This window comes from Paenibacillus sp. Paensp38 (assembly GCF_059491915.1).
Genome location: NZ_CP168516.1, coordinates 1,650,235 through 1,662,566, shown reverse-complemented (window position 1 = coordinate 1,662,566; position 12,332 = coordinate 1,650,235). Strand labels below are relative to the sequence as shown.

The window sequence follows — 12,332 nt, the reverse complement described above, 5'->3', positions numbered from 1 at the left end:
TGCATTCTTATGAAAAGGCTATCACAACACTTACTTTTCGAATGTGATCTTACGCACTGTAATGCCTACGTGATTGCGAAAATCAATAAACCGTCAAACAAAAGACAACAAAAGCCGTCCTGTCCAAAGACAGAACGGCTTAGGTGCAACGCTATTTAAAAAAGATCATGTAATTAACGGTAAAATTACACGTCAAATACTTTAACCTCTTTCATTTTGTCGCCTTGCTTTACAGCATCAATGAATTCCATACCTTTGGTTACTTTACCAAATACAGTATGTACTCCATCTAAATGTGGTTGTGGAGCGTAGCAGATAAAGAATTGGCTGCCACCTGTGTTGCGACCTGCATGAGCCATGGACAGAACGCCTTTGGCATGCTTTGTTGTATTCGTAGCTGTTTCACAGTCAATCGTGTAACCAGGACCGCCTGTACCGTTACCGATCGGACAACCACCTTGAGCAACAAAGCCAGGAATGACACGGTGGAAGCTCAAACCGTTGTAGTAACCGCTGTTTGCCAGCTTTTCAAAGTTAGCAACGGTGTTTGGAGCTTCTTCTGGGAAAAAGTCAATTTCGACGATACCGCCGTTTTCAAGATCTATTCTACCTTTTTTCATTGTTTGTATCTCCTTTTCAACCTGTTTTGAGAACTAAATAACATCAAGTTCCAGTTTACTATGAATTGCCGCGCTTAGCAAAGTCTTGTCCAAAAAAAAAGGGCCATTGACCCCGGTATATGATTACCGACTCAATGGCCTGCTTGATCTTACAATGTTAAAATCAGGACGAAACCGTAATCTTGGCGTTGGGCTGAACCGCCGGACTGGCTTGATCACGAACCAAGCGCTGTGGCACAACATCGTTGCGTACCATATCTTCGTAGGTTTCCCGACGCACCACCAACTCGGCCTCACCGTTGTTGACAAATACAACTGCAGGTCGACGTATTCGGTTATAATTACTCGCCATCGAGTAATTATAAGCTCCGGTTGAGGCAACAGCGAGCAAGTCGCCGCTATTTATACGAGGCAGCTCTACATCCCAAATCAGCATATCGCCGCTTTCGCAGCATTTGCCCGCAATGGACACCGTCTCTTCGTTCGTATCCTGCGCTCGATTAGCCAGCATCGCTTCATACTTGGCCTGATACAGTGCAGGGCGTGGATTATCTGTCATCCCACCATCTACCGAAACATATTTACGTACTTGCGGAATATCCTTGATGCTTCCTACCGTATATAAGGTCGTGCCTGAATCGCCTACAATACTGCGTCCCGGCTCAATCCAAATTTCTGGAAGTTCATCGTAAAGTCCTGAAAAATAAGTTTTCACCGCTTCGCCGATAGCCTGCACATAGGTGGAAACTTTCAGCGGTGTGTCCTCCTCTGTGTAGCGAATGCCAAATCCCCCACCCAGATTAATCACTTTGAAAGAAAACTGAAGCTGTTCCTTAATTTCTCTGGAAAAAGCTGCAACCCGTTCAGCAGCCATTTGGAAGCCATTCACTTCGAATATTTGCGAACCGATATGAGAATGTACCCCCAGCAGGTTAAGATGATCTAGCTTGATAGCCTGTTCCACTGCTTGGCGTGCTGTACCGTTCCCAATGTCAAAGCCAAATTTCGAATCTTCTTGACCTGTGGCCATATATTCATGCGTGTGCGCCTCAACCCCTGGTGTAACCCGCAGTAAGATATTCACCTGCTGTTCCTTCTCAGAGGCAAGGGCCTGCAACAAATGCAACTCCATTTCGCTATCGACGACGAAGCAACCAATTTGCGCATCTAACGCCATTTCAATTTCTTCCGGTGTTTTGTTATTGCCGTGAAAATGGATTCGTTCTGCCGGGAACCCTGCTTGTAGCGCAGTAAATAATTCTCCACTGGAAACAACGTCAAGCGACATCCCTTCTTCAGCAGCTAAAGCGCACATCGCCATAACACAAAACGCTTTGCTTGCATAAGCAACTTGAAACTTCAATCCAGTTTCACGAAAAGCTTCTATGAATTCCCGGCAACGCCGGCGGACTAACTGTTCGTCAACAATATATAGCGGCGTGCCAAAACGCTCTTTCAAAAGCGTTGTATCACAACCGCCGATCTCCAAATGTCCATTGCTGTTAATTTTACTGCTTCCATGCAAATACATGTTCTGGCGCCTCTCTTTCTGGAACAAGCTAGTCATATTCCATCGAATGTTTACACCAGTATAGCAAAAAAAACATCAAGAACAATGGATTTTTATGCAGATCATTTATATTAATGCTCCTGTCCATTGCCTGAGTTCGAATCTGTGTCGGCATCCGTATGGGGCATACGCGTATTGTCCCTCGTTTTGTTAGATGACGGGCGGTTAGCCGCATCTAGTACAGGCATACGGAACAAGATGGAAGCTAACGCTTTGGCATTAAAAGGAATGAACGGCCACAAATACGAAGAATTATATGACCGATGCAGCGTCAGCATCAAAATGATCAGTGTCGTACCCACGACAAAGCCCGGTACGTGAAAAATCGCAACAGCAACCAGCAGGAATAGTCGAATCAGTCTATTTGCCAGCCCCAGCTCGTAGCTCGGTGTTGCGAACATTCCTATGGCAGCGACAGCCATATACAGCACGACCTCATTCACGAAAAGTCCCGTCTTAACCGCTATATCACCGACCAGAATGGCTGCGATCAAGCCCATAGCGGAAGCCAGTGGTGTCGGAGTATGCACAGCCGCCATTCGCATGAGATCGACCCCTAGTTCCACGATGATAAACTGTGCAATCAGCGGAAGATGTGCTTCCTTTTGAGGACCAATAAAATCAAGAAAAGCTGGTTTTAATTCGGGATTGATGACCATTAGCAGCCACATCGGAAGCAGAAACATTGAGGCGAATATGCCTAAAAAACGTACCCACCGCAAATAACTTCCCATAAAAGCGGTTTGCCGATTTTCTTCTGCATGCTGACACAAGTCAAAAAAAGTGGTAGGCAAGATCATCACGCTGGGTGAGGTATCTACGAAAATAACGAGTCTCCCTTCCATAATATGCGATGCCACGACATCTGGTCGCTCCGAATATCGTACTAATGGATATGGATTCCAACCTTTATTGATAATCGTCTCCTCTAATTGCTTATCGGCCAGCGGAATACCATCCAAATTAACATTTTTAATTTTGTCTCGTACAGTATCCACCATCACCTTATCTACAATATCGTCAATATAGCCCAAGCATACGTCCGTTCGAGTTCGGCGTCCGACCTGCATAGCCTCAAATTTAAGTCCTGGGTCCCGCAAACGCCGGCGTACCAGACCTACATTTGTAAGCATTGTTTCAGTAAACCCGTCGCGGGCACCGCGCACAACCCGCTCCAAAGAGGGTTCCTCTGGACTACGCACCGGATAATTACGGGTATCCAGAATAAGGGAAAAACGTTCACCTTCCATGAAAAAGGCACTCATCCCCGTCAGTACCTTGTTAATGACGACTGACATCTTATCTGTCTTCTCCACCTGAATATGTGGAATAAAGTTTTCGAAATACGCTTGTAGTCCATCGGAAGAGAGATTATCCGGCGTCAGATAGGTGAGCCGCTTTAGCACTTCAAGCATAATTTGATCCTTCGCAAAGGTATTCAGGAACAGATATCCAGTATGACGCCCTCCCAGTGTCATTTCCCTGAATACGACATCAAAGGTCTCCCCCAAACCTAATACTGTTTCAAGTGTATTCTTGTTATCCTTCATCCTCGGCGATATATTATCTTCGGCCTGCCAGTAGCGAACGGACTCCTCTACGTTATCAGATCGCTCACTCTCTTTTTTGTGTTTAAAACGTGCAGATTCCTGCGCCTGCTTTTCCTGCCATGGACTCAACTTTTCTTCGCCAGTATGATATTCCCTTCCGATTACCCCGTCTTCTTGATGCTGCTCCCGATGCTCTTGATCCGCTCTGTGATCCATATTCCTTGTCCCCTTCGCTTTCGTTGTTAACGGTTGTATACAAACCAGTCAAATAAGGAACCCGTCACCTTACCAAGCACCATTGCCATTAGCAGACCGAGCATATACACGGTCATGTGGAGTCGCTTGGCGAGTATAGGCAGGAGATTTAATACCTCCGTTAAAGCCGCGGCGAGCAAACCAATAAACACTCCGCAAAATAGCCCAGGTATCCATGTAAATATGCCCGGTAGTGGCAAGCAAATGTTCCAAAAATCGACCACAGTCCCCAGCACTGAACCTATAATCATTGCTTTTTCGTATGCACGTGATTTTTTATACGTACGGGTGAGTTGAGCTAATCGCGGCATGATATCCAGCACAATAAAAAAAGCAATTACACCGCTACCCACCGCAAGGCCCCCAGCAATACCTAAAATAATCTGAAGTGCAGCCTGTACAAATATCATGGTTTCTTAGCCTTTGTCTGCAGACGGGCCATCTTTTCATATTCCTCTGCCACAACATACTGATCCACATTTTCCTGGTACAGATACATTTCCACCTCCAGCGGTGTCGGCTCCTCGTTCCAATTTTTCTTGAACAAGTGATTAAAAAAAACGATCATGCCAAAGCCGATGCCGATTGAGTAAGCAATTTGAAACAGGTACGGATGCTCATCCTTATGTCCCGTAATCATCTCCACAATCCGAACCTGTACTTCCATCATGCTAACGTCGGCATGAAAATTCATAATTGTCAGCGCAGAGCCAAAAAACAGAAGCACCCATACCAAAACAAACAGTATTTTGGACGGCTTACGGGGTTTCTCCACGAGTTCGACAAGTACATGCGGCTTCCCAAGAGATTCAACTACGACCCCCGGAATATGATCTCTAATTTTTGCTATGATCTGCAGCATATCTATCAGTATCAGATTACCGTCCTGGTGCTGCGGCCGCTTGAGAACAAGCTCAAGCAGTTCCTTTTCCCATTCAGGATTAGTCAGCAAATTGGCTACATCACCCAAATGTAAATCCTGTCCTTGTATCATGCGGACACGGCTGCGGAGCCGCAAGTAGACAATAGGAGCTACTGTAGGAGCCGGAGTATGAGTCATCCGATCCCCTCCTTATCCTCGTAATTATCAGTTAGTATGGAACGAAGCAAGGAAACCTATTCTGTGTATTGTCTTTTATCCCACGCAAAAAAGAGTACCCCTGACCATTAAAATGGCTTTGGAATACCCTTTAAAAATACGTAAGCATAAGGATTTCACTAAGATCCTGACTGTTATTATTGGGCAATCTGATCGCGGATCAGTTGTAAAATCTTTTTTTCCAGCCGTGATACCTGCACCTGAGAAATACCAAGCCGACTTGCAACCTCTGATTGCGTCTGATCCCGGTAATAGCGCAGGTACACAATCAACCGCTCCCGCTCAGATAGTCCGCCAATGGCCTCATTGAGTGCCAGCTTGTCAAACCATCTTTCCTGGGATTCGTCAGCAATCTGATCCATAAGTGTAATCGGATCACCGTCATTTTCGAACACCGTTTCGTGAATTGAAGTAGGCGGCTTATTGGCCTCCTGCGCAAAAACAACGTCCTCTGGCGTCACTCCCAGCTCATCAGCAACTTCCTTGACTGTAGGCAGGCGGTTGAGCCGTTTGGATAGCTCGTCCTTCATTTTGCGGACCTTATTGGCCGTTTCCTTCAAGGAACGGCTAACCTTGAGTGTACCGTCATCACGCAAGAACCGTTGAATCTCACCGATAATCATCGGTACTGCATATGTTGAAAATTTGACTTCGTAGCTGAGATCGAATTTATCCACCGATTTTAACAAGCCAATGCAACCAATTTGAAAAAGATCGTCAGGTTCATACCCCCGGTTCATAAAGCGCTGCACGACAGACCAGACGAGCCGGATATTACTATTGACCAGTGTCTCACGAGCCTCATTATCACCGGATTGACTCAATGCAATAAGCCGCTTGACTTCCGCATCCTCTAAATAGCTGTGCGAAGTTTTTTTTCCTCCTGCTTCCATAGGATCAACTCCTAATTATATAAAGCTTTCTTGGATTCAATCCTTTTCTTCATCCGGACCGACGTGCCTCCGCCCGGCTCACTGACTGCTTCAAACTCATCCATGAAATTTTCCATAATTGTAAAGCCCATGCCGGAGCGTTCCAATTCAGGTTTGGACGTATATAAAGGCTGCTTGGCGAGTTCTAGATCCTCAATTCCTCGGCCTGCGTCCTCAACAACCAACGTGATCACGTCCGCTTCAATCCCGACTCTAATCGTTACGACACCTGACGGGTCGCTGTCATAGCCGTGAATGATACTGTTTGTCACCGCTTCAGACACCACGGTTTTCAAATCACTTAGCTCATCCATTGTGGGATCAAGCCTGGAAATAAAGGCCGCGACAGCCACACGAGCAAATGCTTCATTCTCGGATTTTGCAGCAAACTGCAAGCTCATGAAATTGTTACCCGTGCCTTCTCTCATGACACTACCTCCAGTTCCGTGAGCGCATTTCCCTCGTTGTCATAAATGGGCATGATTTTGAACAGCCCTGACATATCCAGCAGTCGGTGTACTGGCGGATTGACATCACAGACTGCCATTTTTCCGCCCTTTTGCTTGATCAGTTTGTACCGTCCCAAGATAACGCCAAGGCCGGAGCTATCCATAAACTGAAGATTCTTCAGGCTGAGCACAATATGCTCGCATTGCCGGCGCTGAATCGCCTCATCCATTTGCATACGGACCATGTCCGACGTATGGTGATCAAGCTCACCAGACAGCCTTACAATCAGTACCCCCCGGTGATGCTCCATTTCAATTTGCAGGTTCATGCTTGCTCACTCTCCTCCCGGTCTTGGACAAGGATTTCTACGTAGCCGCAGACGATTCCTGCCCTCCGACAAAACTAGAAGAAAACCCCGTAAAATCTACAAAGAAAATAGGTTCGACATGGTACGTTTAAACAATTTCCACCATCCGGCCTTCTCGATAGCCACAGGCGAAGTGATATTAAACTCCTTAAGCCGTTGTCCATCCTGATAGACGACCAGCTTACCAACTGGATCACCAGCCCGGACAGGAGCTTTGAGGCTTGGGGCCAGTTGCAATTCATGACGCAACGTTTGTTTGTTGCCACCTTTTTTCACCAGCACACTGTAAGAACGATCAGCCTGAATTTTCAGCTCTGGCAACACGCCTTTTTCAACTTTTACGCTGCCCAGCAATTCACCCGGCTTGTATATGGATTTCATTGTATATTGAGAAAATGCATAGTCGAACATGGAAGACACTTCATTGTTGCGTATCTTCGTATTTGGCTCCCCGAGCACGACAGCCACGACACGCAAGCCATCACGCTTCGCGGTAGCGGAAAGACAGAACTTTGCTTCTGCCGTATAGCCTGTTTTCAGCCCGTCTGCTCCAGTATAGAAACGGACAAGTTTATTCGTATTCACCAGCCAAAAGGGCTTGACTGAGGACTTACGCAAATAGTCCTGATAGGCTCCCGTATATTTCGTAATTTGCGGGTATTTCAACAACTCCCGACTCATAACCGCAATATCATGCGCAGAAGAATAGTGATTCTCTACGGGTAAACCGTTGCAATTGGCAAAATGCGTATCCTTGAGCCCGAGTTGCTGCACCTTGGCGTTCATCATCTCAACAAATGCCTGCTCAGACCCTGCAAGTTTCTCAGCCATCGCCACAGAGGCGTCGTTGCCTGAAGCCATCGCAATTCCCTTCAGCATCTCATCGACCGTCATTTCTTCTCCCGGCTCCAAGAAAATTTGCGAGCCCCCCATTGAAGATGCATATTCGCTGGCACGAACTTTATCGGTCAGCTTAAGCTTGCCATCCTGAATGGCCTCCATTGTTAGCAACATCGTCATAATCTTGGTGATGCTCGCTGGAGGAAGCTTTTCACGACTGTTTTTTTCATAGATGACTGTGCCCGTATCTGCATCCATCAGGATCGCCGAGAGAGCCTGGGGAGCTAGCTCAGCCGCTGATCCCTCTTTGGTTTTGCTATCAGGTATGCTTTCTTCGGCCCAACCGCCGACAGGGACGGCAGTCAAGGCTATCAGGCAAGCCAGGATGAACGCCACCACTTTTTTCTTCACAATCGGTTCCCTCCTCAACATATTGGCGTAAACCACCGGAGCCTATTTACTTACTCCTCCAGCCTATTCGCTGTGCTGCTAACCATTGTCGTCAGAATGAAAGAAAAATATTCCATATGACTAAAAACATCAAATAGCACCAAGCTGAGTCAGCATGGTGCGCATTTTCCAATATCTAAAATGACAGAACATCTATCGTCTGTGAAATAATTGTTTAAATTCGGCTTACGGTGAGATATGTGATACCTCCACCTGGTAGAATATCCATTGCATTTTGACTGAACACCCGTATATCAATAAAAGAATTCGCTTCCAGTCTAAGTTCCATTGCTCCACTCAATGCACTATAGTTCAGTCCGCCAATTATCCTGTCATCGAGATAAGCATAGGCGGAACTCCCGGCAAGCTGCTCATCATTCAAGTGAAGTGCTAACCGTGTACGGTTTCCATCAACTTGGGGATCGGTCGAAATGTAGACTTGTATTCTGTATTTCCCAGCTCGCTTGGCTCGCCATCGACTATTCACCGCATCGAATTCGATCAGCTCATCCTGGTTGATTTGATTGAACTTCACCTTCTGCCAACTACCTGCCGGAAGATTTTGTCTCGCTCCCAGGTAGGCTTTAACAAAGGTTTCGTCCAAATGCTCAATTCCGTTGTTCGAGTATTTCTCGACCAGCAGCAAAGCCTGCCCTGTCCCATTATTCTCGTCATAACGATTATTGTTATAGTTAAAATCCAAATGTGAGCGAAGTGTCACCTGCTGTGTGGAAGAACTACCAGAGAAAGAAATAAGCTTTTTTAGATTACGGGGATACCCTCCCACCTCGTCCACCAAAACTTTTTTGCCAATGACCACATCTACAAAATAGTTACATACGGATTGGGTATCATTGAATTTATCCGCTATCGCTAAAATGGAGTCACGCAATGCCACATTTTTGGTTTCTTTAGTAGCACCAATTTGAATAAAAGAAGGTACTGTCATCTTATGCTCTCTGCTTAGTCCCTCAAACCAGCAGCCTATAAATTCAGCGTTCATAAAATCATTAATGAGAATGGGAATATCATTGGAACTTCCATCCTTAATGTGCTGGCTAGCCAAAAATCTAGCCCCGTTGGAGCTATTCAGATCCAATGCCGTATCGTTCCCCAATGTAAAAAGCGCTATGCTAGTAAACTGTGAACTTCTATTCTGCAAGTGAATCCCTGTTTTATTGTAATTAATCTCTGTGCATTTAAATAAATTGACATCACTTTCGTAGCCCCAAAAAGCCGTTTCGAAATGCTCAATTAGGACATTATCCAGGGCAACTCCGCCGCCCTTCCAATCCTGAATACCCAAAGTACCTTTACCATAATATCCACGCTTCACCGACTGCGAAAACGGATTATTTAATGTGGCTCTGTCAGCCCCCTCGTACCGGATCGATAAGTCATGAAACTGCACATTTTGAAATCCGCTAAACGTTGGTAGACTTTCATCTCCAATTTGAAAACAAGGGCCCGTACCATAATATTCAATCGACGTAACCCCTTTGCCTTGTCGGTATCTGCCCTTATGAATGCCAAAAATGCGTACACCCTGCTTGCGAATCTGTAGGGTAGAGGTTATTTTGTATCGTCCACTGGGAATGTGAAGAATAGAATAATCGGGGGTCTTATTAATCAATTCCTGCAAAGCTGCCGTATCATCCTGAATACCATCACCAGCAGTTCCAAACCAGCTTACGTTTACACTGCGTTCAATGAATTCTTTTTCAATGGTTTTAAAATTTTCATTTAATTGCTGCGGCGTTAACTCTTTGCCCGTACCACTCAAATTCAACTTCAAACGGTCTGTAAAAAAATGATCCGCCACCCGAACACCCCCATGTTTAAAAACGTAAAAAGTTCCTCTTTGACCAGCCGAAGAATCCTTCATTTTCTTAGCATGGACTGAGTATATGCACAAGAGGGCTTGCTCTAGGCGTGGGAAAAATGAAAATAAATATTTTATTATTATTGTACAAGAAGATACGTTTTGTATATTATAGATACATAACGTATCTAGGCGGTGGAACCGTGAAACATATACTTACAGTAGCTGGTTTACTGGCTTTTTCGATTCCCTATGCTTGTCAGGGTTTGTCTCCCAGAGTTATCACGATTTCCCTGCTCATCTTGTTGTTTAGCTATATCATGCTACTACCTTCACTCAGATCATTGATCGCAACCTTAGCCGACAATCCGTTGCTGACTTTACTCATGCTGTACATCGCTGCCTCCTGTTTGTGGGCTGAACAAGAGCAGACCTCTTCCTTGCTGATGGTTCTCAAATTTCTTGCCTTCTCTACCTTTGGGCTCTATTTGGCCACCCATTATACAATACAGGGCTGCATTCGTCTCTTAGTCGTTACGTTAAGTATTTTGAGCATACTCAATTTACTCGCCGTTTTGCTCGTTCCCTCCTTTGCTATTCATGGTGGCGTGGAACATACTGGGCTATGGAAGGGCATCTCTGGTCATAAAAATACACTCGGAACTCTCTCTCTGTTAGGTTTTGTTTCACATGTCATTTACTTTTTCAGGGGTAAACATAAAGTTTTGCATATTGGCTTCATCTTACTCAATGCCTTATTGCTCATCAAGTGCCAATCTACCACCTCTTTGATGCTGACATCTTCGTTCTTCGTATTTATATTGTTTATATTGCTATTCAAGAGAATCCGAAGCATTGCGTTGCGTGGTTTCTTCATTAGCTGTTCCTGCTTGCTCGTTCTTTTGGGTTTGGTGTTCACTTTTACTTATGGAGATGCGATTGCGTCGGAATTCGGAAAGACAACGACCTTAACTGGAAGAACGGAAATCTGGCAGGGGATTGCTGGTGCGATTCAGAGCCATTACTGGTTCGGACATGGTTATGGCTCCTACTGGGCAGCCCGGCCCAGTATCTATGCGAATGGAATTCGTTTTGATCTGACAAGCAGCCATAGCGGTTTCCGAGATCTGTGGATCGATGTGGGCCTTACAGGACTACTGGCAACCATTACACTCGCCATAACCACTTTATTTAAATTTAGAATTGGCAAAGCAGATATGTATACATGGCTGACGGCAGCTGTTTTTTTCCTGTTTATCATATTGAACAATATAACGGACAGCCGTTTCCTGAACTCGCTATCCATTTACTGGATTATTTTTATGGTTATTGTGATCAAGGTGCAAGAACGACATACACTGGCTGTAGCAGAAAAAGCGAATTCAACTGCATTGAGCACACAGCCTCTCCATTAGGAGATGTTACTCAAATCAACCGCTGTATGTAAAAAAGAACCCCATACCCACGCCATCAAAAGGCGTTTGGATATGGGGCTCTTGGGATATATGTCCACCACTTCGGTTGAACATGATCCCCAATCTACATTTGTGGAATAATCGCTAGCACAAGTTTTAAAAATTGCTCACGTACCTTCTCTGCCGTCTCCATCACTTCACCATGGGACAAAGGCTGATCCAGAATGCCTGCGGCCATATTTGTGATACAAGAGAAGCCCAGTACCTCAATTCCTGCATGACGGGCTACAATAACCTCAGATACGGTCGACATACCCACTGCATCTGCACCCAGTGTACGCAGCATGACGATTTCAGCAGGCGTTTCATAGTTAGGTCCCAGCAATCCAGCATATACACCTTCCTGCAGGCTGAAGCCCTGTTGGTTAGCCGTTTGCTTGGCAATTTCACGCAAACGGCGGCTGTACGCCTCCGACATATCTGGAAAACGAACGCCCAGACCGGCATCGTTTGGTCCAATCAGCGGATTTTGTCCTGTCAGATTAAGATGATCCGAGATGACCATCAGATCGCCTGCTTCGTAGGAAGTATTTACACCACCTGCTGCATTCGTCACCAGCAGACTTTGAATCCCCAATTGCTTCATCACCCGAACTGGGAAAGCCGTCAGCTGCGGGCCATAGCCCTCATACATATGGAAGCGCCCTTTCATCATGACGACAGCGCGACCTTCAATCGTGCCTAACAGTAGTTCACCCTCATGACCTTCTACCGTCGATACAGGAAAATGGGGAATATCCTGATAAGGAATACTAATTCCATCCTGAATTAAATCGGCCAGAATACCGAGACCCGATCCCAGAATAAGGCCAATCTCTGGACGTATTCCGCTCTTGGCGCGGATATAATCTGCTGCTTCCTGAATTGTAGCTTGGTTGGCTGTTGACATTAATATCTCTCCT

The 12,332-nt window shown here is 45.6% G+C and carries 12 protein-coding genes; 1 reads left to right on the top strand and 11 read right to left on the bottom strand.

Annotation, left to right across the window (positions count from 1 at the left end):
• Window positions 1-185: 185 nt before the first annotated feature.
• The 10 genes from ACEN8J_RS07560 to ACEN8J_RS07515 form a co-directional block, all read right to left on the bottom strand.
• Complete coding sequence (locus tag ACEN8J_RS07560) at window positions 186-620, bottom strand: peptidylprolyl isomerase (RefSeq protein WP_013310775.1); 435 nt, start codon at window positions 618-620, stop codon at window positions 186-188.
• Between the two features lie 163 nt (window positions 621-783).
• A complete protein-coding gene (lysA, locus tag ACEN8J_RS07555) occupies window positions 784-2,151 on the bottom strand; it encodes a diaminopimelate decarboxylase (RefSeq protein ID WP_341070949.1) in 1,368 nt (455 codons plus the stop codon).
• Between the two features lie 110 nt (window positions 2,152-2,261).
• Complete coding sequence (locus ACEN8J_RS07550; RefSeq protein ID WP_029517297.1) at window positions 2,262-3,956, bottom strand: spore germination protein; 1,695 nt, start codon at window positions 3,954-3,956, stop codon at window positions 2,262-2,264.
• Window positions 3,957-3,982: 26 nt separating this feature from the next.
• On the bottom strand, window positions 3,983-4,405 hold the full coding sequence (locus ACEN8J_RS07545; RefSeq protein ID WP_029517296.1) for a stage V sporulation protein AB: 423 nt from the start codon (window positions 4,403-4,405) through the stop codon (window positions 3,983-3,985).
• Entirely contained in the window at window positions 4,402-5,055 is a 654-nt protein-coding gene (locus ACEN8J_RS07540; RefSeq protein ID WP_029517295.1) for a stage V sporulation protein AA, read from the bottom strand. Before ACEN8J_RS07540 ends, ACEN8J_RS07545 begins: the two co-directional genes overlap by 4 nt.
• 176 nt (window positions 5,056-5,231) lie before the next feature.
• Window positions 5,232-5,987, bottom strand: coding sequence for an RNA polymerase sporulation sigma factor SigF (gene sigF / locus ACEN8J_RS07535; RefSeq protein ID WP_023989213.1), 756 nt, complete (start codon window positions 5,985-5,987; stop codon window positions 5,232-5,234).
• Between the two features lie 11 nt (window positions 5,988-5,998).
• A complete protein-coding gene (spoIIAB, locus tag ACEN8J_RS07530; RefSeq protein WP_029517294.1) occupies window positions 5,999-6,454 on the bottom strand; it encodes an anti-sigma F factor in 456 nt (151 codons plus the stop codon).
• Window positions 6,451-6,804, bottom strand: coding sequence for an anti-sigma F factor antagonist (gene spoIIAA / locus ACEN8J_RS07525; RefSeq protein WP_013310782.1), 354 nt, complete (start codon window positions 6,802-6,804; stop codon window positions 6,451-6,453). Before spoIIAA ends, spoIIAB begins: the two co-directional genes overlap by 4 nt.
• Before the next feature lie 96 nt (window positions 6,805-6,900).
• Window positions 6,901-8,094: a D-alanyl-D-alanine carboxypeptidase family protein gene (locus ACEN8J_RS07520; RefSeq protein ID WP_495594388.1), complete on the bottom strand. Its 1,194-nt coding sequence runs from the start codon at window positions 8,092-8,094 to the stop codon at window positions 6,901-6,903.
• Between the two features lie 214 nt (window positions 8,095-8,308).
• The gene (locus ACEN8J_RS07515; protein ID WP_029517292.1) at window positions 8,309-9,955 is read right to left on the bottom strand and encodes a glycosyl hydrolase family 28-related protein; all 1,647 of its coding nucleotides are present in this window, start codon (window positions 9,953-9,955) and stop codon (window positions 8,309-8,311) included.
• A 203-nt stretch (window positions 9,956-10,158) separates the two neighbouring features.
• On the opposite strand from ACEN8J_RS07515, the gene ACEN8J_RS07510 reads away from it, so the two are divergent.
• Window positions 10,159-11,370, top strand: a complete 1,212-nt coding sequence (locus tag ACEN8J_RS07510; RefSeq protein WP_029517291.1) for an O-antigen ligase family protein — start codon at window positions 10,159-10,161, stop codon at window positions 11,368-11,370.
• Between the two features lie 124 nt (window positions 11,371-11,494).
• On the opposite strand, the gene ACEN8J_RS07505 is transcribed toward ACEN8J_RS07510, so the two are convergent.
• A complete protein-coding gene (locus ACEN8J_RS07505) occupies window positions 11,495-12,319 on the bottom strand; it encodes a purine-nucleoside phosphorylase (RefSeq protein ID WP_013310786.1) in 825 nt (274 codons plus the stop codon).
• Between the last annotated feature and the right edge of the window lie 13 nt (window positions 12,320-12,332).

Bases quoted from the DNA above. Each gene is read 5' to 3' on its own strand.
- ACEN8J_RS07550 (WP_029517297.1), bottom strand. From the start codon at position 3,956: ATGGATCACAGAGCGGATCAAGAGCATCGGGAGCAGCATCAAGAAGAC.
- ACEN8J_RS07540 (WP_029517295.1), bottom strand. From the start codon at position 5,055: ATGACTCATACTCCGGCTCCTACAGTAGCTCCTATTGTCTACTTGCGG.
- ACEN8J_RS07545 (WP_029517296.1), bottom strand. From the start codon at position 4,405: ATGATATTTGTACAGGCTGCACTTCAGATTATTTTAGGTATTGCTGGG.
- sigF (WP_023989213.1), bottom strand. From the start codon at position 5,987: ATGGAAGCAGGAGGAAAAAAAACTTCGCACAGCTATTTAGAGGATGCG.
- spoIIAB (WP_029517294.1), bottom strand. From the start codon at position 6,454: ATGAGAGAAGGCACGGGTAACAATTTCATGAGCTTGCAGTTTGCTGCA.
- spoIIAA (WP_013310782.1), bottom strand. From the start codon at position 6,804: ATGAACCTGCAAATTGAAATGGAGCATCACCGGGGGGTACTGATTGTA.
- ACEN8J_RS07505 (WP_013310786.1), bottom strand. From the start codon at position 12,319: ATGTCAACAGCCAACCAAGCTACAATTCAGGAAGCAGCAGATTATATC.
- ACEN8J_RS07560 (WP_013310775.1), bottom strand. From the start codon at position 620: ATGAAAAAAGGTAGAATAGATCTTGAAAACGGCGGTATCGTCGAAATT.
- lysA (WP_341070949.1), bottom strand. From the start codon at position 2,151: ATGTATTTGCATGGAAGCAGTAAAATTAACAGCAATGGACATTTGGAG.